Source organism: Pseudomonas gregormendelii, from assembly GCF_017114825.1.
Taxonomy (GTDB): domain Bacteria; phylum Pseudomonadota; class Gammaproteobacteria; order Pseudomonadales; family Pseudomonadaceae; genus Aquipseudomonas; species Aquipseudomonas gregormendelii.
In genome coordinates this window covers 1-21,026 of the sequence record NZ_JADEVO010000058.1, presented here as the reverse complement: position 1 = coordinate 21,026, position 21,026 = coordinate 1, and the positions used below count along the sequence as shown (strand labels likewise).

Annotated in this window: 15 protein-coding genes; 10 read left to right on the top strand and 5 right to left on the bottom strand. The window is 62.7% G+C overall.

The window, feature by feature from the left end; genetic code table 11:
* Positions 1-228 precede the first annotated feature (228 nt).
* The 3 genes from recC to recD are packed head-to-tail and all read left to right on the top strand — an operon-like array spanning position 229 to position 9,466.
* Positions 229-3,681, top strand: coding sequence for an exodeoxyribonuclease V subunit gamma (recC, locus tag IMW75_RS25335; protein ID WP_205894132.1), 3,453 nt, complete (start codon positions 229-231; stop codon positions 3,679-3,681).
* Positions 3,678-7,367, top strand: a complete 3,690-nt coding sequence (gene recB, locus IMW75_RS25330) for an exodeoxyribonuclease V subunit beta (RefSeq protein ID WP_205894131.1) — start codon at positions 3,678-3,680, stop codon at positions 7,365-7,367. The genes recC and recB overlap by 4 nt, the downstream gene beginning before the upstream one ends.
* Positions 7,364-9,466, top strand: a complete 2,103-nt coding sequence (gene recD / locus IMW75_RS25325; RefSeq protein ID WP_205894130.1) for an exodeoxyribonuclease V subunit alpha — start codon at positions 7,364-7,366, stop codon at positions 9,464-9,466. Before recB ends, recD begins: the two co-directional genes overlap by 4 nt.
* Before the next feature lie 63 nt (positions 9,467-9,529).
* Here recD and IMW75_RS25320 read toward each other — a convergent pair whose 3' ends face one another.
* The gene (locus tag IMW75_RS25320; RefSeq protein ID WP_205894129.1) at positions 9,530-10,477 is read right to left on the bottom strand and encodes a LysR family transcriptional regulator; all 948 of its coding nucleotides are present in this window, start codon (positions 10,475-10,477) and stop codon (positions 9,530-9,532) included.
* Between the two features lie 149 nt (positions 10,478-10,626).
* Here IMW75_RS25320 and IMW75_RS25315 point away from each other — a divergent pair, with 149 nt between their 5' ends.
* Together IMW75_RS25315 and mmsB are read left to right on the top strand one after the other, a co-directional pair.
* Complete coding sequence (locus IMW75_RS25315; RefSeq protein WP_045060090.1) at positions 10,627-12,153, top strand: CoA-acylating methylmalonate-semialdehyde dehydrogenase; 1,527 nt, start codon at positions 10,627-10,629, stop codon at positions 12,151-12,153.
* Positions 12,154-12,163: 10 nt separating this feature from the next.
* Positions 12,164-13,051 (top strand): 3-hydroxyisobutyrate dehydrogenase, encoded by an 888-nt coding sequence (mmsB, locus tag IMW75_RS25310; protein WP_205894128.1) that lies wholly within the window; start codon positions 12,164-12,166, stop codon positions 13,049-13,051.
* A gap of 105 nt (positions 13,052-13,156) precedes the next feature.
* Here mmsB and IMW75_RS25305 read toward each other — a convergent pair whose 3' ends face one another.
* From IMW75_RS25305 to IMW75_RS25290, 4 genes are all read right to left on the bottom strand, one after another.
* A complete protein-coding gene (locus IMW75_RS25305) occupies positions 13,157-13,501 on the bottom strand; it encodes a cupin domain-containing protein (RefSeq protein WP_028624747.1) in 345 nt (114 codons plus the stop codon).
* Positions 13,502-13,607: 106 nt separating this feature from the next.
* Entirely contained in the window at positions 13,608-13,979 is a 372-nt protein-coding gene (locus IMW75_RS25300) for a MerR family transcriptional regulator (RefSeq protein ID WP_205894127.1), read from the bottom strand.
* A 42-nt stretch (positions 13,980-14,021) separates the two neighbouring features.
* Positions 14,022-14,597, bottom strand: coding sequence for an NAD(P)H-dependent oxidoreductase (locus IMW75_RS25295; protein ID WP_205894126.1), 576 nt, complete (start codon positions 14,595-14,597; stop codon positions 14,022-14,024).
* 45 nt (positions 14,598-14,642) lie between these two features.
* Positions 14,643-15,527 carry a LysR family transcriptional regulator gene (locus IMW75_RS25290; protein WP_205894125.1) on the bottom strand — a complete coding sequence of 295 codons (885 nt, stop codon included), beginning with the start codon at positions 15,525-15,527 and terminating at the stop codon, positions 14,643-14,645.
* Positions 15,528-15,758: 231 nt separating this feature from the next.
* Here IMW75_RS25290 and IMW75_RS25285 point away from each other — a divergent pair, with 231 nt between their 5' ends.
* The 5 genes from IMW75_RS25285 to IMW75_RS25265 all read left to right on the top strand — a co-directional run bounded on the left by IMW75_RS25285 (position 15,759) and on the right by IMW75_RS25265 (position 20,907).
* Positions 15,759-16,523 (top strand): sulfite exporter TauE/SafE family protein, encoded by a 765-nt coding sequence (locus IMW75_RS25285; protein ID WP_205894124.1) that lies wholly within the window; start codon positions 15,759-15,761, stop codon positions 16,521-16,523.
* A gap of 158 nt (positions 16,524-16,681) precedes the next feature.
* Positions 16,682-17,272 (top strand): NADPH:quinone oxidoreductase MdaB, encoded by a 591-nt coding sequence (gene mdaB / locus IMW75_RS25280; protein WP_205894123.1) that lies wholly within the window; start codon positions 16,682-16,684, stop codon positions 17,270-17,272.
* A gap of 131 nt (positions 17,273-17,403) precedes the next feature.
* Entirely contained in the window at positions 17,404-18,315 is a 912-nt protein-coding gene (locus tag IMW75_RS25275; protein WP_205894122.1) for a LysR family transcriptional regulator, read from the top strand.
* 103 nt (positions 18,316-18,418) lie between these two features.
* Positions 18,419-19,312 (top strand): NAD-dependent epimerase/dehydratase family protein, encoded by an 894-nt coding sequence (locus IMW75_RS25270; protein ID WP_205894121.1) that lies wholly within the window; start codon positions 18,419-18,421, stop codon positions 19,310-19,312.
* Positions 19,313-19,461: 149 nt separating this feature from the next.
* Positions 19,462-20,907, top strand: coding sequence for a SulP family inorganic anion transporter (locus tag IMW75_RS25265; RefSeq protein WP_205894120.1), 1,446 nt, complete (start codon positions 19,462-19,464; stop codon positions 20,905-20,907).
* Positions 20,908-21,026: the final 119 nt, after the last annotated feature.

The window sequence follows — 21,026 nt, the reverse complement described above, 5'->3', positions numbered from 1 at the left end:
CTCAGCAGTGAAACGATGCATCGCCGATGGTAGTGTGGGGTTTCCCCATGTGAGAGTAGGTCATCGTCAAGATTAAATTCCGAAACCCCTATCTGCGTATGCAGGTAGGGGTTTTGTTTTTGTCCGCGAGAAAATTCCCGCATCAACACCGGGCCGCTCCCGGCTGCCACAGTCTGCCGACAATGCTAAGGTTCGCCCTGGCGTTTGTATTTTTCCAAGGAAGCCTTTATGCCGGACGCGACGTCCCTCAGTGCTGGTTTTATGGTGGTTCACGGCAACCGCCTGGACGAGTTGCGCAGCCTGGTAGTCAGCTGGATGCGGCGGTACCCGCTGGCCCCCCTGGAAAACGAAATCGCCCTGGTCCAGAGCAACGGCATTGCCCAATGGCTCAAGCTGGCACTGGCAGAAGACCCTGAAGACGACGATACGGGCGGCTGCGGAATTGCCGCTGCCATAGACGTGCAGCTGCCCGGCAGTTTCATGTGGCAGCTGTATCGCATGGTCCTTGGTCGCGAGGAAATTCCGGTCAAATCCTTGCTCGATAAAGCGCCCTTGACCTGGCGCCTGATGCGCCTGCTGCCGCAGGTGATCGATCAGCTTCACTTCGAGCCCCTGCAACGCTTCCTCACCAACGACACCGACTTGCGCAAGCGTTATCAGCTGTCCGAACGCCTGGCCGACCTGTTTGACCAATACCAGGTCTACCGCGCCGACTGGCTTGAAGACTGGGCGGAAGGTCGACACCAGTTACGCAATGGACGCGGCGAAGCCAAGCCGCTGACGCCGGCCAACGCCTGGCAAGCGGAGTTGTGGCGCGCACTGTTGCTGGATGTGGGTGAGCAGGGCATGGCGCAAAGCCGTGCGGGCGTGCACCAACGGTTTATCGAGCGCATCAATAGCCTGGACGAAGCGCCTGCGGGGTTGCCTTCGCGGGTGATCGTATTCGGGATTTCCTCGCTGCCTGCCCAGGCCCTGGAAGCGCTGGCCGGGTTGGCCCGTTTCAGCCAGGTCCTGCTGTGCGTGCACAACCCATGTCGTCACCATTGGGCAGACATCGTCGCCGATAAAGACCTGTTACGGCACCAATACAAGCGCCAGGCGCGCAAGAACGGAATGCCCGTTGTACTCGACCCGCATACCCTCCATCAGCATGCGCATCCATTGCTGGCGGCATGGGGTAAGCAAGGTCGTGACTACATCAACCTGCTCGACAGCTACGACGATCCCAACAGCTATCGCTCGGCGTTTCGCGACGGTCGCATCGACCTGTTCAGCGACAGCACGCCGCTGAACATGCTCAATCAACTGCAGGACGACATCCTCGAACTGCGCCCCCTGGGTGAAACCCGCGAGCTCTGGCCGGCTGTTGATCTTGAGCATGATCAGTCGATCCGTTTTCACATCGCCCACAGCGCCCAGCGGGAAGTGGAAATTCTCCACGACCAGTTGCTCGCGCGCTTCAGTGCTAATCCTGATCTGAGACCCCGTGACGTCATCGTCATGGTGCCGGACATCGACAGCTATGCCCCGCATATTCGCGCAGTATTCGGCCAGCTGGAGCACAGGGACCAGCGCTTCATACCGTTCACACTCGCCGATCAGGGCCAACGCGGTCGCGATCCATTGCTGATCGCCGTCGAGCATTTGCTGAAACTGCCTGACAGTCGTTTCCCCGTCAGCGAGATCCTCGATCTGCTGGACGTTCCTGCATTGCGGTCGCGATTCGGAGTTGAGGAGCGGGACCTGCCGACCCTGCATCGCTGGATCGAAGGTGCGGGCATCCGCTGGGGCATGGATGCCGAGCAGCGCGCCAGTCTCGGCTTGCCCGCCGAGCTTGAGCAAAACAGCTGGCGTTTCGGCCTGCGCAGGATGTTGCTCGGTTACGCGGTAGGCAGCTCTGGTGCCTACGGCGGCATCGAGCCCTATGACGAGATCGGCGGCCTGGATGCCGCGCTGATCGGGCCGCTGGTAGCGCTGCTCGATGCGCTGGACATTGCTCACCATGAACTGGCCTCTCCTGCAGCTCCCGGGCAATGGGGCATGCGCCTGCAAGCGTTGATCCAGTTGTTTTTCCAGGCCAGCAACGAACACGACGACTACTTGCTCGCCCAGCTGGAAGAGTTGCGCGAAACCTGGCTGGAGACCTGTGAGTCGGTTGGGCTGCATGACCAGTTGCCCCTGACCGTGGTTCGCGAAGCCTGGCTCGCGGGCCTCGATCAGGGGCGTTTATCCCAGCGGTTCCTGGCCGGGGCAGTCAACTTCTGCACCTTGATGCCCATGCGGGCCATCCCGTTCAAACTGGTGTGCCTGCTGGGCATGAACGACGGCGACTACCCTCGCGCGCAACCGCCGCTGGACTTCGACTTGATGGGCAGCGATTACCGCCCCGGCGATCGATCCCGGCGCGAAGACGACCGTTATCTCCTGCTCGAAGCCCTGCTCTCGGCCCGTGATCAGCTTTATATCAGCTGGGTAGGCCGCAGCATTCGCGACAACAGCGAACGTCCGGCCTCGGTACTGATCGGCCAGCTTCGCGATCACCTGGCCAGCGGTTGGCACTCGGCCGATGAGTCCCAGGACCTGCTTGAAGCCATGACCCAGGAACACCCGCTACAGCCATTCAGTGCTCGTTATTTCCATGAGGGCGATGGGCTGTTTAGCTATGCCAGCGAATGGCAGACCCTGCATCAAGCCAGTGCGCCGGATGCCGCGTTCGAGACCCTTGAACCCTACGTCCAGGAAGAGCCGTTGAGCCTGGGGCAACTTCAGGATTTCCTGCGCAACCCGGTGCGCCACTTCTTCAGCCAACGCTTGAAGATATTCTTTGAAGCGGCCGAAGCCCCCCTGGCCAATGAAGAGCCTTTTGTCCTCGATGCCCTGCAACGCTACAGCCTCAGCGACAGTTTGCTGGAGGCGGCACTGGGGCAACCCGATTTCGTGGATCAGACACTGGCTGCACACGCCATCCGCCTGCAGAACAGTGGCCTGCTGCCCATGGCCGGCTTTGGCGAATACCTGCAACGGGAACTGATCGAACCGCTGCCGGACCTGCTGCAGCGTTATCAACAACTGCTGACGTTGTGGCCGACCCCGCTCGCCAGCGCGTTGCCGTTGAACCTGGAGTCCCAAGGCCTGCGCCTGGAGGGCTGGCTAAGCGGCCTGCATCAGCGTGCCGATGGCGGCTTGTTGTCGGTGACAACTATCCCCAACAGCATTGGTGCGATCAAGGCGCGTAAATGGCATCGGCTCACGCGCCCCTGGGTCAACCATCTGGTGGCTTGCGCCAGCGGTTGGCCAATGACCACCGCGCTGGTGGCCAGTGACGACAGTCTGCTGCTGGCCCCAATGGAGCAGGCACAGGCTTTGGGCATTCTGGGCGATCTGCTGCTGGCCTGGAAAACCGGCATATGCCAGCCGCTGCCGATTGCCGTGAAAACGGCCTTTGCCTGGCTGGGTCAGACCGACCCGATGAAGGCCGAAGCCGCCGCTCGCAAAGCCTATGAAGGCGATGGCCTGACCACTGACGGCGAACGGCGTGAAAGTGCTGCGCTGGCCCGGCAGTTCAAGGACTACGACGCGCTCACGGCGGATGAATCATTCCCCGGGTGGTGCGATGCATTGTATCGACCGCTGCTGCAAGCTCCCTGGCGTTCGTTGAACAGCGAGGACTCGCGCGCATGACCGACAAGACGCCACTGGCCCTGGCTTTTCCGCTTCGCGGCAGCCAGCTGATCGAAGCCAGCGCCGGCACCGGCAAGACTTTTACCATCTCCGCATTGTATGTGCGCCTGGTCCTGGGCCACGGTGGCGAGTCCACCGGTTTCGGCCGTGAACTGCTGCCGCCGCAGATCCTCGTCGTGACCTTCACCGACGCGGCGACCAAGGAGCTGCGCGAACGCATCCGCACGCGCCTGGCTGAAGCGGCGCGCTTTTTCCGCGATGAAATAACTGCACCAGACGCCCTGATTGCCGACCTGCGTGATCAATACCCGGGGGAACAGTGGGCCGGATGTGCCAACCGCCTGGACATCGCGGCGCAGTGGATGGACGAAGCCGCTGTCTCGACCATCCACAGCTGGTGCCAGCGCATGTTGCGCGAGCACGCGTTCGACAGTGGCAGCCTGTTTACCCAGAGCCTGGAAACTGACCACAGCGACTTGCTGGGTGAAGTCCTGCGCGACTACTGGCGGTTGTTCTGCTACCCCATGCAAGGCGATGCACTGAGCTGGGTGCGTGGAAACTGGGGCGGCCCGGCGGCGTTGTTGCCGCGTGTGCGTGGGCTGTTCTCCAGCGAACGTGGCACCACTGCCGGCAAAGATCCTGCGCAACTGATTACCGAATGCCTGCAGGAACGGCGGGCGGCATTGCTTGAGCTGAAGATGCCCTGGACTCAATGGGCACAGGAGCTGCTCGCCATCTGCCACCAGGGCGTCGCAAGCAAGAGCGTCGACGGGCGCAAGATGCAGGCGCGTTATTTCGAACCCTGGTTTGAAAAGATCCAGGCCTGGGCCGCGGACGAATCGCTGGAGCAACTGGACATCGGCACCGGCTTCACCCGCCTGACCCCGGACGGCATGGCCGAAGCCTGGAAGGGCGAAGTGCCAAGTCACCCGGGGCTGGATGCGATGCCGGGGCTGAAGGCCAGTCTGGATAACCTGCCGACTCCCGATGCGGCCGTGCTGCAACACGCGGCCCAATGGGTGGGTACCCGGTTCGAAGAAGAGAAGCGGCGCCGTGCCGAGATGGGCTTCGATGACATGCTGCTGCGCCTCGATGCCGCCCTGCAAGCCGAAGGTGGCGAGCGCCTCGCCACGCTGATTCGCGAACAGTTTCCGGTGGCCTTGATCGACGAGTTCCAGGACACCGACCCGGTGCAGTACCGGATTTTCGAAACCATCTATCGCATCGAAGACAACAACCCCGACTGCGGCCTGTTCCTGATCGGCGACCCCAAGCAGGCGATCTACGCCTTCCGTGGGGCCGATATTCATACTTATCTGCGGGCGCGCCAGGCCACCACTGGCCGGCTCCATACCCTGGGGACCAACTTCCGCTCCAGCCATGGCATGGTCGAGGCGGTCAATCATGTGTTCGAACGTGCCGAGAGGCGTGAACTGGGGCGCGGGGCGTTCCTGTTCCGTGAACGCAACGGTGAAAATCCCGTGCCATTCCTGCCGGTCCAATCCCAGGGCCGCAAGGAAGTGCTGCAGATAGAGGGCAGCACGGTGCCTGCCCTGAACATCTGGCACCTGCCTGGCGAGCAACCGCTGTCGGGCGCGGTCTACCGCAAACAATTGGCCGCCGCCTGCGCCAGTGAAATCACCGCGCTGCTCAACAGCGGGCAACAGCGCCAGTCGGGATTCCATCAGGACGGCAAGGATTTCAGAGGCCTGCTGCCGGCGGATATCGCCATCCTGGTGCGCGACGGCAAGGAAGCCCAGGCCGTACGCGCCGAGCTATCGGCCCGTGGCGTGCGCAGTGTCTACCTGTCAGACAAGGACTCAGTGTTCGCCGCGCAGGAGGCCCATGACCTGCTGTCCTGGCTCAAGGCCTGCGCCGAGCCGGATGTCGAGCGGCCGTTGCGCGCTGCATTGGCCTGCATCACGTTGAACCTGTCTCTGGCCGAACTTGAACGGCTCAATCAGGATGAGCTGGCATGGGAAGCGCGGGTCATGCAGTTCCGCAGCTACCGTGAGCTCTGGCGCAAGCAGGGCGTCTTGCCGATGCTGCGACGCCTGCTGCACGACTTCAAGTTGCCGCAGACATTGATCGCCCGCAGCGATGGCGAACGAATTCTCACCAATCTTTTGCACCTGTCCGAACTGCTGCAGCAGGCTGCCGCTGAACTCGATGGCGAGCAGGCGCTGATTCGGCACCTGTCCGAGCACCTGGCGCTATCCGGCCAGGCGGGGGAAGAGCAGATACTGCGTCTGGAGAGCGACGAGCAACTGGTCAAGGTCGTGACCATTCACAAGTCCAAGGGCCTGGAATATCCCCTGGTGTTCCTGCCGTTCATTTGCTCGGCCAAGCCGGTGGACGGCAGTCGGCTGCCGTTGCACTACCACGATGCCAACGGCAAGGCGCAGATGAGCCTGAAGCCGACGGCCGAATTGATCGCACTGGCTGATCACGAGCGCCTGGCCGAGGACTTGCGCTTGCTGTATGTCGCCCTGACCCGGGCGCAGCACGCCTGCTGGCTTGGTGTCACCGATCTCAAGCGAGGCAATCACAACAGCTCGGTGCTGCATCTGTCGGCACTGGGTTATCTATTGGGTGGCGGTGCCATGCTGGCGGAATCTGCCGGTTTAAAACGCTGGCTGGAAGACCTTCAGCAAGATTGCCCGGCCCTGCGTTATTGCGAAGTCCCGCCCGCTAACGCCGAGCACTACCAGCCACCGCAGAACGACGCGCGCCTGCTCGCGCCGCTGATGCCCAAACGCCGTGCCAGTGAAAACTGGTGGATCGCCTCCTACAGCGCCTTGCGTATCGGCGACAGCTTGAGTATCGGCAGCGACGAAGCACCGGAAAACCCTCAGGCACAGAAACTGTTCGACGACGAACGCCTCGACCCCAATGCTCCGCGTGAAGTGGCGGCCGGCGGCGCGGACATCCATCGATTCCCTCGCGGCCCAGGCCCCGGCACCTTTCTCCATGGGCTGCTGGAATGGGCCGGTGGTGAAGGCTTTTGCGCCAACCCACAAGCGGTTGAAGACGCCATTGCGCGTCGCTGTAATCGGCGCGGCTGGGAAGGCTGGATTACCACCTTGAGTGACTGGCTGCAGCACTTGCTCAAATCGCCGCTGCACCTGGGGGCAGGGCAGGCCCCGGTCGTGTTCGAGCACTTGACCCAGTACCGGGTCGAGATGGAGTTCTGGTTCGCCAGCCACAAGGTCGACGTGCTGAAACTCGATGAGCTGGTGCGCCAATACACCCACAACGGCGTCGCGCGGGTTGCGGCAGAACCGGTATTGCTTAACGGCATGTTCAAGGGCTTCATCGACCTGACGTTCGAACACGAAGGTCGGTATTACGTGGCTGATTACAAATCCAACTGGCTGGGTGTCGATGACTCGGCGTATACCGGGCAAGCGATGGAGCAATCGATCCTCGACAACCGCTATGACCTGCAGTACGTGCTGTACCTGCTGGCCCTGCATCGCCAGCTAAAAGCACGTTTGGCCGATTACGACTATGACCGTCACGTGGGCGGTGCGTTGTACCTGTTCCTGCGCGGCACCCGCGCAGCCAGCCAGGGGGTTTATTTCGCCCGTCCGCCACGGGAGTTAATCGAACACCTTGATCGCCTGTTCCAGGGCAAGCCGCAGCCCAAGGCCGAACCCGCCTGGGAACAGGGAGAACTGCTATGAGTCGCACCTTCGCCGATTTGCTGCCCACCTCACTGGCGGCTGAAAGCCTGGCCGACCTCGCACCCTTGAGCCGCGCCGAAGACTTGCTGCTGTTGCTCACACGCTGGGTCGAGCGCGGCTGGTTGCGTGCATTGGACAAGGCGTTCGTGGCCTTCCTGCATGAGCTGGCGCCCGATGACGATCCCCTGGTATTGCTGGCGGCCGCGCTGACCAGCCACCAGCTGGGTCACGGGCATGTGTGCCTGGATCTGTACGAGACTCTCAAGGAACCGGATTTTGCCCTGTCCCTGCCACCCGAAGGCGATGTGCAAGGCGGCTCGATGGTGTTGCCTTCGCAATTGCTCGAGGCGCTGGACGGCGCTCACTGGTGCAAGGCGCTGGCTGTCAGCCCCTTGGTCGCATTGGCAGCCGACGGACGCGAGGATGCGCAGCAAAGGCCTTTGGTGTTGTCGGGTAAACGCCTGTACCTGCGGCGCTACTGGGCGTACGAACGACGCATCGACCTGTCATTGCGCCAGCGCCTGGCTGAGCACGAAGTGACCCCTGCGGATTTGAGCCAGCGCCTCACCGGCCTGTTCGGTCCTGCCAGGCCAGGTGAAGTGATCGACTGGCAAAAACTCGCCTGCGCCCTGGCGACCCGCAGTGCATTCAGTATCGTCACCGGAGGTCCCGGGACCGGTAAGACCACCACCGTCGTGCGTTTGCTGGCGTTGCTCCAGGCGCCCGCAGTGGAGGCTGGCCAGCCGCTGCGCATCCGTCTTGCCGCACCCACGGGCAAGGCGGCGGCGCGCTTGACCGAGTCCATCAGCCAGCAGGTCAGGACGCTGGAAGTCAGCGAAGCGGTCCGGGCGAAAATTCCTTCGGACGTCACCACGGTTCACCGCCTGCTCGGCAGCCGGCCCGGGACGCGGCACTTCCGGCATCACGCGGGCAATCGCCTGCCACTGGATGTGCTGGTGGTGGATGAAGCGTCGATGATCGACCTGGAGATGATGGCCAATCTGCTCGATGCCCTGCCAGCCCATGCGCGACTGGTGCTGCTGGGTGACAAGGATCAGCTGGCGTCGGTTGAAGCGGGCGCCGTGCTGGGCGATCTGTGCCGTGACGCGGAAGCCGGCTGGTACAGCCCGCAGACTCGCCAGTGGCTGGAGCAGGTCAGTGGCGAAAGCCTGGCAAACAGCGACCTGCACGAGGATACCCAAGGCGTTCACCCGCTGGCGCAACAAGTGGTGATGCTGCGCCATTCTCGCCGCTTCGGGGAGGGCAGCGGCATTGGCCAGCTGGCTCGCCGGGTCAATCAGCAGCAGCCTGAAGAGGCGCGCAAACTGCTGGCCGCCCGCAGCCACGACGACGTGTTCAGCCTGTCGCTCAAGGGCGAACAGGACCGGGCGCTGGAGCGTTTGCTGCTTGAAGGTCACGGCGATGGGCCGCAGGGTTATCGGCATTACCTCGGCCTGCTGCGCCAGCAGCGCCCGGCGCCTGGCCGAGCCCTTGAGGATACCTGCTGGGCCGACTGGGCTCTCCAGGTGCTGCAGGCGTTCGACGCCTTCCAGTTGCTCTGCGCCGTACGCAAGGGCCCCTGGGGCGTGGAAGGCCTGAATCAGCGAGTGACCGCCGCGCTGCTCAAGGCCCGATTGATCGATAACGATCAGCAGTGGTACGAAGGACGCCCGGTATTGATGACGCGTAACGACTACGGTCTGGGGCTGATGAACGGTGACATCGGCATCGCGCTCAAGCTACCGGAACGCGAGGGGCCTGAAGCCGGAAAGCAGGTGTTGCGCGTGGCATTCCCGCGCAACGATGGTCAAGGTGGTGTGCGTTTTGTACTGCCGAGCCGGCTCAATGACGTCGAAACCGTGTACGCGATGACGGTGCACAAATCCCAGGGCTCAGAGTTTGCCCACACCGCACTGATCCTCCCGGACGCCCTCAACCCGGTCCTCACCAAGGAGCTGATCTACACCGGAATCACCCGGGCAAAAAACTGGTTCACCCTGATAGAACCCCGGGCCGGCGTCTTCGAAGAGGCCGTGCGGCGCAAGGTCAAGCGCCTGAGTGGGCTGATGCTTGAACTGAATGAGGCCCCCGGCCAGTAACGCAAACTGGCCGACTTGCCGGCCGCACCGAGAACCGCCGTGTGTCGATGTGGTATCCGCCGGCTAATCGGCGAACAGCATCTCGCGGCTTTCACCCATCAACAGGGCCTGATTCTGCTCGGTCACCCCGCGGATGTAGTCCCACAACAGGGTGATCCGCTTGAGCTTCCTCAAATCCTCCCGGCAGTACATCCAGAACTGCCGGGTGATGTTGATCTCGCTCGGCAGCACCGGCAGCAGCCGTGGATCCTGGGCCGCCAGGAAGCACGGCAGGATGGCCAGCGACCGGCCCTGTTGCGCGGCGACGAACTGCGCGATGACGCTGGTGCTGCGCAGGTTGGCGCTGGCGCCGGGCAGTACGTTGGCCAGGTACAGCAGCTCCGAGCTGAACGCCAGGTCATCCACATAACTGATGAACGCATGCTTGGCCAGGTCGCTGGGACGGCGGATGGGCGGGTGCTGGTCGAGGTAGTCCTGGGTCGCGTACAGCTGCAAGCGGTAGTCGCACAATTTGCAGCGCACGTACGGGCCATGCTCAGGGCGCTCCAGGGCGATGACGATGTCGGCCTCGCGCTTGGACAGGCTGATGAAGTGCGGCAGCGGCAGGATATCCACCGAGATCGCCGGGTAGGCGTCGACGAAATGGCTCAGCTGCGGGGTGATGAAAAAGCTGCCGAACCCTTCGGTGCAGCCCATGCGCACATGCCCGGATAACGCCACCCCGGAGCCAGACACCTGCTCGCAGGCCATGTGCAGGGTGCTCTCGATCGATTCGGCATAACCCAGCAGTCGTTGGCCTTCGGCCGTCAGCACAAAACCGCTGGTGCGGGATTTTTCGAACAACAGTGTGCCCAGCGCCGTTTCCAGCGAACTGATGCGCCGCGACACCGTGGTGTAGTCCACTGCCAGGCGCTTGGCGGCGGTGCTGGCCTTGCGGGTGCGGGCGACTTCGAGGAAAAACTTGAGGTCATCCCAGTTCAGCGAGCCTAGAGACGTGATGTTTTTTTGCATGATGGACCGGCTTTTATGTGCGTTCTTATTAGAAGTTTGCACATCTATACTCCAAAAACCGTCCGACAACCAATTCGCGACACACGCCTCATCTCAAGGCGACTTTCTCGCCTTGGCTCCCTGATAACAACAAGTCCAGGAGACCCAACATGAACGCATCGCTCACGCCCAACGAAACCACCGTGCAGAAGGTCAAGCTGTTGATCGACGGCGAGTGGGTCGAGTCGCAATCCACCGAGTGGCACGACATCGTCAACCCGGCGACTCAGCAAGTGCTCGCCAAGGTTCCGTTTGCCACCGCCTCGGAAGTCGACGCAGCCATTGCCGCTGCCCATCGCGCCTTCCAGACCTGGAAGCTGACGCCGATCGGCGCGCGCATGCGCATCATGCTCAAGCTCCAGGCGTTGATTCGCGAGCACTCCAAGCGCATTGCCGTGGTGCTGAGCAACGAGCAGGGCAAAACCATTGCCGATGCTGAAGGCGATATTTTCCGTGGCCTGGAAGTGGTCGAGCATGCCTGTTCCATCGGCACCCTGCAGATGGGCGAGTTCGCCGAGAACGTCGCCAGCGGCGTCGACACCTACACCCTGCGCCAGCCGATCGGCGTGTGCGCCGGTATCACTCCGTTCAACTTCCCGGCGATGATTCCGCTGTGGATGTTCCCGATGGCCATTGCCTGCGGCAATACCTTCGTGTTGAAACCTTCCGAACAGGATCCGCTGTCGACCCTGCTGCTGGTGGAGCTGGCGATCGAAGCGGGCGTTCCGGCGGGCGTGCTCAACGTGGTGCACGGCGGCAAGGATGTGGTGGATGCGCTCTGCACCCACAAGGACATCAAGGCGGTGTCCTTCGTCGGGTCGACTGCGGTCGGCACTCACGTGTACGACCTGGCGGGCAAACATGGCAAGCGCGTGCAATCGATGATGGGCGCGAAAAACCATGCCGTGGTGCTGCCGGACGCCAACCGCGAACAGGCGCTGAATGCGCTGGTCGGTGCCGGTTTTGGCGCAGCGGGTCAACGCTGCATGGCCACGTCTGTGGTGGTGCTGGTGGGCGCGGCCAAGCAATGGCTGCCTGATTTGAAAGCACTGGCGCAGAAACTCAAGGTCAATGCCGGCAGTGAGCCGGGTACCGACGTTGGGCCGGTGATTTCGAAGCGCGCCAAGGCGCGCATCCTCGACCTGATCGAAAGCGGCATCAAGGAAGGTGCGAAGCTGGAGCTGGACGGGCGCGACATCAGTGTGGCCGGCTACGAGCAGGGCAACTTCGTCGGCCCAACCCTGTTTTCCGGGGTGACCACCGACATGCAGATCTACACCCAGGAAATCTTCGGCCCGGTGCTGGTGGTGCTGGAGGTCAATACGCTGGACGAGGCCATCGCCCTGGTCAACGCCAACCCCTTTGGCAACGGCACTGGCCTGTTCACCCAGAGCGGTGCGGCGGCACGTAAATTCCAGAATGAAATCGACGTCGGCCAGGTTGGCATCAACATCCCGATCCCGGTGCCGGTCCCGTTCTTCAGCTTTACCGGCTCGCGCGGTTCCAAGCTTGGCGATCTCGGCCCGTATGGCAAGCAAGTGGTGCAGTTCTACACTCAGACCAAGACGGTCACCAGTCGCTGGTTCGATGACAACAGCGTCAACGACGGTGTGAACACCACCATCAACTTGCGCTAAGGAGTGGTCCATGAAAATCGCATTTATCGGTCTGGGCAACATGGGCGCGCCGATGGCACGCAACCTGATCAAGGCCGGTCATGACCTCAAGCTGGTCGACCTGAACACCACCGTGCTGGCGGAGCTGGAGCAACTGGGCGGCAGCATCAGCGCCTCCGCCCGTGAGGCGGCCCAAGGTGCGGAGCTGGTGATTACCATGCTGCCGGCCGCCGTGCATGTGCGCAGTGTGTGGCTGGGTGAAAACGGCGTGCTCGCGGGGATTGGCGAAGGCGTTCCGGCAGTGGATTGCAGCACCATTGACCCACAGACGGCGCGTGAAGTCGCGAGCGCTGCTGCCAAACAAGGCGTGGCCATGGCGGATGCGCCGGTGTCTGGCGGCACGGGCGGCGCAGCTGCCGGCACCCTGACATTCATGGTCGGTGCCACGCCCGAGCTGTTTGCCACGCTGCAACCGGTGCTGGCGCAGATGGGCCGCAATATCGTGCATTGCGGCGAAGTCGGCACTGGGCAGATCGCCAAGATCTGCAACAACCTGCTGCTGGGAATTTCCATGGTCGGCGTCAGCGAAGCCATGGCCCTGGGTGATGCCCTGGGCATCGACACCGGCGTGCTGGCCGGGATCATCAACAGCTCCACCGGGCGCTGCTGGAGTTCGGAGATGTACAACCCGTGGCCGGGCATCGTCGAGACCGCTCCGGCGTCGCGCGGCTATACCGGCGGCTTCGGTGCCGAACTGATGCTCAAGGACCTGGGGCTGGCGACTGAGGCGGCCCGTCAGGCGCACCAGCCTGTGGTGCTGGGCGCCGTGGCGCAGCAGTTGTATCAGGCAATGAGCCTGCGCGGGGAGGGTGGCCAAGACTTCTCGGCGATCATCAACAGCTATCGCAAACCCCAGTAAAAGCGGGTAATTCGCAAAAGCAAAAGATCGCAGCCTGCGGCAGCTCCTACAGGGTGAATACATTCCCGTGCAGGCGCTGCCGCAGGCTGCGATCTTTTCTATGCATCAGGCAAACACAAAGTACTTGCGCACAGTCTCGACCACTTCCCACGTGCCTTTCATCCCTGGCTCAACGACAAAGATATCCCCTGCACGCAGATGGATCGGCGCCATGCCTTCCGGCGTGATCACGCAGTAGCCTTCCTGGAAATGGCAGTACTCCCACTTCACGTATTCCACATACCATTTGCCCGGCGTGCAGATCCAGGTGCCCATGATCTTGCTGCCGTCTTCGCTGGTGTAGGCGTTGAGATTGACGGTGTGCGGATCGCCTTCGAGTTTTTCCCATTTGCAGGCATCGAGTACCGGCAGGGGATGGGTGTCGCGAAGAACGGTAATAGGTGCGGTCATGTGGACTCCGGGCAGTGGATGCAAGAACGAAGTCGCACCCTATAGCGCCCGCCCGCTGGCGAGTTGTCTGTGCTCGACATCGGGGTGTCCAGAAACGCGCAGGCGCCTAAAGCGTCTCCAGCGGACAAGCGGCCTGGGCCTGTTCGAGACCCAGTTCAAACTCCACCAGTTGGGCGTGTTGCCGCGCCAGGGCAGCCATCCGCTCGCTGATCTCCTGCTTCTTCGCCGCGATGGCCTGATGGGCCAATGCCCACGGCACTTGGGTTCCCTGATGGCCGGCGAAAATCGCCTGCAGCTCTTTGAGGCGGAACCCCAGTTGCTGGGCACATTTGATGAAGCCCAGCAGTTCGACGCTCTGCTGGTCGTACACGCGATATTTACCCTGACGCTCGGCCACCGGCAGCAGGCCGATCGCCTCGTAATGGCGGATGCTTTTGATCGTGGTTCCGGAGCGCTGCGCAGCCTGGCCGATGTACATCAATAATTCCCTTTAATGAGTCCCGGGGCATTATCGGCGCACTCAGCGACTGGCGATAGCTTCGGCTTGCTGCAACCACCGCTCGCGCTGCGCGTGACTGGAGTGGAGAATCGGACCGAAGGTCAGCGTCCTGGTGGGCTTGATGCCGCAGAACTGCAGCGTGGTCCTGCGCATTTGATGCAAGCCGGGCATGCGGTAGAACCAGCGGTAGTACCAGGGCGGCGTATCCATGGTCACCAGCAGGTGCGCGCTGCGACCGTGCAGGAGTTTGTCGGGGAAGGCTTTGCCTTTGCGGTATTTGAAGGCGAAACCGGGGAGGAACACCCGGTCGAAAAAGCCCTTGAGCAAGGCTGGGATGCCGCCCCACCAGATCGGAAACACCAGCGTCAGTTGCTCGGCCCACAAGACATCCGCCTGGGCTTGCAGCAGGTCGGCCTCCAGGGGTTGTACCTGCTGGTAGCCTTCACGCAATACGGGGTCGAACGCCAGCTGGCCGAGAAACAATTGGCGCACTTCATGCCCGGCACGCAGGGCTGACTGGGTGTAGCGCTCGGCCACGGCGGCGCAAAAACTGCTGCTCGAGGGGTGACCGAGAATCACCAGAATCCGTTTGCCCATCGTGGCTGTCCTTGAAGAGGAAAACCCAAGGGTAAAGTCTGCCCCTCAGGGGAGAGTCAAGGCATGCAGCAAGGCCTTGGCGTAACCGGGCAGTTGCGCGAAGTCGCGGGCACACAACAGCAGTTGGCGCTGCGCCCAGGCTTCGGCCAGCGCGATGCTGTGCAACGCTGGCGCGCCGGGCCAGCGTGCCACTGCCGCCTGCGGCACGATGGCCAGCCCGGCCCCCCGGGCGACCATGCGCATGGCGCCATCGAAGCCATCGGCCCTGATGCGAATCTGCAGGCGGGAACCGATATGCAGCGCCTGTTCTTCCAGGTAAATCGCCAGGGCGCTGTTGCTGTTCAGGCCAACGTAGTCGTGCGCCAGGGTGTCGCTGAAGCTCAGGGCGCCGAGCCTGGCCAGGGGGTGGTCGGGCGGCATGATCAATACCAGCGGGTCGTCGCGAAACGGGCGGGTTTGCAGGTCGCTGCTGTCCACGGCATCCGAGACAATGCCCAGATCCGCCGCGCCCTGGCGTAGCGCATGGGTGATGCGCGCACTGGGCAATTCCTGCAGGTCGATGTCCAGGTTGGGATGGCTGAGCAGAAAGTCGGCGAGCAGTTCGGGCAGGTATTCACTCATCGCCGTGGTGTTGCACAGCAACCGGACTTGTCCTTTGACGCCCTGGGCATATTCGGCCAGGTCCTGTTGCAGGCGGTCGGCCTGTTGCAGCAGCAACCGGGCGTGTTGCGCCAAGGCTTTGCCGGCAGCGGTGGGGGTGACTCCGCGTCTGCCGCGCACCAGGAAATCCACTCCCAGGGACGATTCCATCGCCCGGATGCGTGCGCTCGCTGCCGCCAGGGATAAATGACTGCGGACTGCGCCAGCGGTGATGTTGCCGCTGTCGGGGATGTTCAGGTAGAGGCGCAGGTCGGTGAGGTCGAAGTGCATGGTGGGTCCGCAGAGGTGTGTCGTTTGGGCTGCCGCCTTCGCGGGCAAGCCCGCTCCCACAGTGATGGAGGCGCTGCGCAATCTTGAGCACGATACCCGCACCCTGTGGGAGCGGGCTTGCCCGCGAAAGCGCCGGCTGCCACAACCAGGAACCTAGCCTCAGCCACAGCAAGAGGCACCCTCAGTATAAGCCAGCTTTTCAAACCTCCTGCCCAGCACCACGATAGACCCATGAATACTCTGACTGCGTTCTATCAAAACCTCGGCCTAGGACTATCTGTCCTGGTCATTGCCACCTTCTTGCTGGCGGGCATGATCAAGGGCGTGATCGGCCTTGGCCTGCCGACTATCGCCATGGGTTTGCTTGGTCTGGCTATGGCGCCAGCGCAGGCTGCTGCGCTGCTGATCATTCCCGCGACCTTGACCAACCTCTGGCAGCTGGCATTCGGCGGGCATTTGCGGCAGTTGGTCAAACGTTTGTGGGCGATGCTCCTGGCCATTTTCCTCGGCACAGGAGCGGGCACGCTGTGGATTGGTATGGCCGGCGGGCACTGGGTCGTGCGGGGGTTGGGCGCGGCATTGCTGCTTTACGCCTTGAGCGGGTTGTTCCTGCCTACCCTGCAGGTCCGCAGCCGTACTGAACGCTGGCTCGCCCCATTGTGCGGCGTGCTGACCGGCGTCATCACCTCCGCCACGGGCGTGTTCGTGATTCCGGCGGTGCCCTATCTGCAGGCGCTGGGCTTGAGCAAGGACCAGATGGTGCAGGCACTGGGCCTGTCATTCACCGTCTCGACCCTGGCCCTGGCCGCCGGCCTGTTCTGGCGTGGCGCTCTGGGCGGGGGCGAGCTGGGCGCATCGTTGCTGGCGCTGATCCCGGCGGTGGCGGGCATGTTGCTGGGGCAATGGCTGCGCCAGCGCATCAGCGCCACCTTGTTCAAACGGGTATTTTTCATTGGCCTTGGCGTGCTGGGCGGCCACTTGCTGATCAGCGGCTAGCGGAGGAGGGCCTGAGCATATCGGATCGCAGTCTAAGGCAACAATAGGTGCTGGATTCGTGCTTGTGGGTCAAGTGAGTTTTGTCACATCAGGGCTTATTCCGCGCGAGGCGGGCCGATACCCTGCCGCCATCGAATTCAAACCTTCCGAGACCTTTCATGAAAAAAGTCCTGTTGCTCAATGGCGGTAAAAAGTTTGCCCACTCCGAGGGTCGCTACAACACCACTCTGCACGAAACTGCACTGAGCGTTCTGGACCGAGGCGGCGTGGACGTGAAAACCACGTTCATCGACGAGGGCTATGACGTCGCTGAAGAAGTGGCCAAATTCCTCTGGGCCGATGTGATCATTTACCAAATGCCAGGCTGGTGGATGGGCGCGCCCTGGACCGTCAAGAAGTACATCGACGAAGTGTTCACTGAAGGCCACGGTAGCCTCTACGCCAGCGACGGCCGCACCCGCTCCGATGCCTCGCAGAAGTACGGCAGCGGCGGCCTGGTGCAGGGCAAGCAGTACATGTTGTCCCTGACCTGGAATGCTCCGCAGCAGGCATTCGATGATCCGACGGATTTCTTTGAAGCCAAGGGCGTGGACGCGGTGTACTTCCCGTTCCACAAGGCCAACGAGTTCCTCGGCATGACCAGCCTGCCCACCTTCCTGTGCGTTGACGTCATGAAACGCCCGAACATTGAAGCCGACATTGCCCGTTATGAGCAGCATCTGAGCGAGGTGTTAGGCCTGTCTGCATAAGGTTTCAGGCTACTATCGGATGCGACGGCCTGAAAGATCGCAGCCTGCGCCAGCTCCTACAGTGGAATGCAAGCGTCGCAGGCTGTGATCCTGGCGACAGATGCCACGGCGATTGTGAAAAGAGGACACCCTTGAAAGCCAGATCCGATGAACTGCAGATTTTCGTCTGCGTGATTGAATGCGGATCGATCTCCGCTGCGGCCGAGCAGGTGGGGCAAACGCCTTCGGCGGTCAGTCGCACGTTGTCGCGGCTGGAGGCCAAGCTCGAGACCACGTTGATCAACCGCACCACCCGGCGCATGGACCTGACAGAAGAGGGCAAGTATTTCTTCGAGCAGGCCAAGCTGATCCTCGACCAGATGGATCAACTCGAAGAGCGCCTGAGCTCCCGCCAGCAGACGCCGTCCGGGCGCCTGCGGATCAACGCGGCAGCGCCTTTCATGCTGCACGCCATCGTGCCGTATATCGACGAGTTCCGCCGGCTCTACCCGGACATCCAGCTGGAGCTCAACAGCAACGACCTGCTCATCGACCTGCTCGAACAAAGCACTGACATCGCCATCCGCATCGGTACCCTCGCCGACTCGACCCTGCACGCGCGTTCCCTGGGGTGCAGCCCGTTGCACATCGTCGCCAGCCCAGCGTATCTGGAGCGGCACGGGACGCCCACGGCCGTGGCGGACCTGAGCGCCCACAGCTTGCTCGGTTTCACCCAGAACGAGGGCCTCAACCAGTGGCCTTTGCGCTATGAACACGGCGACCGCTGGCCGATCCACGCCAGCATCAGCGCCTCCAGTGGCGAGACGATTCGCCATCTGGCGCTGGAGGGGCAGGGCATCGCCTGCCTGTCGCACTTCATGACCATCGAGGACATCCGCGCCGGTCGCCTGCAGGTGCTGCTGGAGGATTCCAACAGCGGTTATCGCCAGCCGATCAATGCGGTGTACTACCGCAACTCGCAGCTTGCCCTGCGCATTCAATGCTTCCTCGACTTCATCCAGGGCAAACTGGCAGCGTATGCCAACGCGCAGTTCAACGGCTGATTCGTGACTCCAGCGCAAAAGTGATTTGGGCGCTGCGGCCTGTTTCCCGAGGGCGGGGTGCTCAATACTGGACCCATCACTTATTCACGCAGGGAGTTTCTCCATGAACGTATTCGTCACTGGCGTTGCAGGTTTCATCGGCGGTTCGATCGCCACGGGTCTGGTCCGGGCGGGCCACCAGGTCACCGGCCTGGTTCGCAGCGCAGAGCAGGCCAACGAGCTGAGCGCCCTGGGCATCTCCCCGGTCATCGGTACGCTGGACGACAGCGCCATGCTTGCCGCCCAGGCCCGGGCTGCCGACGCCGTGATCAACGCCGCCAGCAGCGACCACCGCGGCGCGGTGGAGGCCTTGCTTGACGCACTGCGCGGTTCCAATAAGGTGTTCCTGCACACCAGCGGGTCGAGCATCGTCGGCGATGCGTCCGGCGGCAAGGCCAGCGACGTGATCTACTTCGAAGACAACCTGCCAGAGCCGACGGTGGACAAGGCCGCCCGGGTTGCCATCGATGACCTGATCCTGGCAGCGGCGCAGGACGGCGTGAACTCGGCCGTGATCTGCAACACACTGATTTACGGCCACAGCCTGGGCGTCAAGCGCGACAGCGTGCAATTGCCACGCTTGCTCAAACAGGCCCGCAAGAGCGGGGTGGTGCGCCATGTTGGCAGCGGCCGGAACATCTGGTCCAACGTGCATATCGAGGATGTGGTTGCCCTGTACCTGCTGGCGCTGACCCGCAACGTGCCCGGTACTTTCTACTTCGTCGAAAGTGGCGAGGCCTCGTTCATCGACATGACCACGGCCATGGCGGCAGCCTTGAAGCTGGGTGAGCCCCAGGACTGGCCGCTGAAGGATGCCGAAGCCGAGTGGGGCTATGAGATGGCCAACTATGGCCTGGGCTCCAACAGCCGGGTGCGCGGCCAGCATGCGCGGCAACTGCTGGGCTGGGCACCGCAGCGGACTTCGGTGGTTGACTGGATTCGTGACGAGATGGTGTGAGTTTGCGCTAGACCGAGTCATCGTTCATCGCGGGCTTGCCCGCGATGGCGTTTCCGAGTTCCCCAAAGTAGCCTGATCTCCCCCGATTCCGTAACATCCTCACCCTCTTTCCCGGCCACGCCCCAGCGGCCCGTAATTTTGGGTACCCCATGAAAACACAACGTCTGCGCGCCGATGTCCTGGCCGGACTCACCACCTCGTTCGCCCTGCTCCCTGAATGCATCGCCTTTGCCCTGGTCGCCCATCTCAACCCGCTGATGGGGCTCTACGGTGCGTTCATCATCTGCACCCTCACCGCGCTGTTTGGCGGTCGCCCAGGCATGGTCTCGGGAGCTGCGGGCTCGATGGCGGTGGTGATCGTCGCACTGGTGGTGCAGCACGGTGTGCAGTACCTGCTGGCCACCGTGCTATTGGGTGGGCTGATCATGCTGGCGTTCGGGCTGCTCAAGCTGGGCAAGCTGGTACGCATGGTGCCGCACCCGGTGATGCTCGGTTTCGTCAACGGCCTGGCGATCATCATCGCCCTGGCACAACTCGAACACTTCAAGAGCGGTGACGCCTGGCTCAGTGGTGCGCCGCTGTACATCATGCTCGGTCTGGTGGCCGTCACCATGGCCATCGTCTACCTGCTGCCACGCCTGACCCGTACCGTGCCGCCAGCGCTGGTCGCGATTCTCGGCGTGGGGCTGGCGGTATTCCTGCTGGGCCTGCCGACCCGCACCCTCGGCGACATGGCGCACATCGCCGGTGGCCTGCCGACTTTTGCCCTGCCCGACATCCCGTGGAACCTGGAGACCCTGCGCATCGTCGCCCCCTACGCGATCCTGATGGCGCTGGTCGGCCTGCTGGAAACCCTGCTGACCCTCAACCTCACCGACGAAATCACCGAGAGCCGTGGCTATCCGGATCGCGAGTGTGTGGCACTGGGTGCGGCCAACATGGTCTCCGGGGTGTTCGGCGGCATGGGTGGCTGCGCGATGATCGGTCAGACCGTGATCAACCTCAGCTCCGGCGGCCGTGGTCGACTGTCCGGCGTGGTGGCCGGGGTGCTGATCCTGCTGTTCGTGCTGTTCCTGTCGCCGCTGATCGAGCGCATCCCGCTGGCGGCGCTGGTTGGGGTGATGTTCGTGGTGTCACAGCAGACCTTCGCCTGGGCGTCGCTGCGAGTGCTCAACAAGGTGCCGCTTAACGACGTGCTGGTCATTGTCGCGGTCACCGTGATAACGGTGTTCACCGACCTGGCAACGGCCGTGCTCTGCGGGATCGTCATTGCGGCGCTCAACTTCGCCTGGCAACAGGCGCGCGAGCTGTATGCCGATACGCATATCGAGCCCGATGGCAGCAAGCTGTATCACCTGCACGGCACGCTGTTCTTCGCCTCGACCACGCCGTTTCTCAACCAGTTCGATCCCGCCAGCGACCCCGACCTGGTGACCATCGACTGCCGCCACCTGAGCTTCGTCGACTACTCGGCCATTGCCGCGCTCATGACCCTGCGCGAGCGCTACGCCAAGGCCGGTAAACACCTGCGGGTGCTGCACCTGTCCGAACGCTGCAAAAAACTGCTCAAGCGCGCCCGGGTGACTCACGACTGACTGGGTCATTTGCGCCAGTCGCCAATCCCGCAGACACCCGATCCCCTGTGGGAGCCTGGCTTGCCAGCGATGACGGCCTGACATTCACCACCGCCACCGCCACCGCCACCGCCACCGCC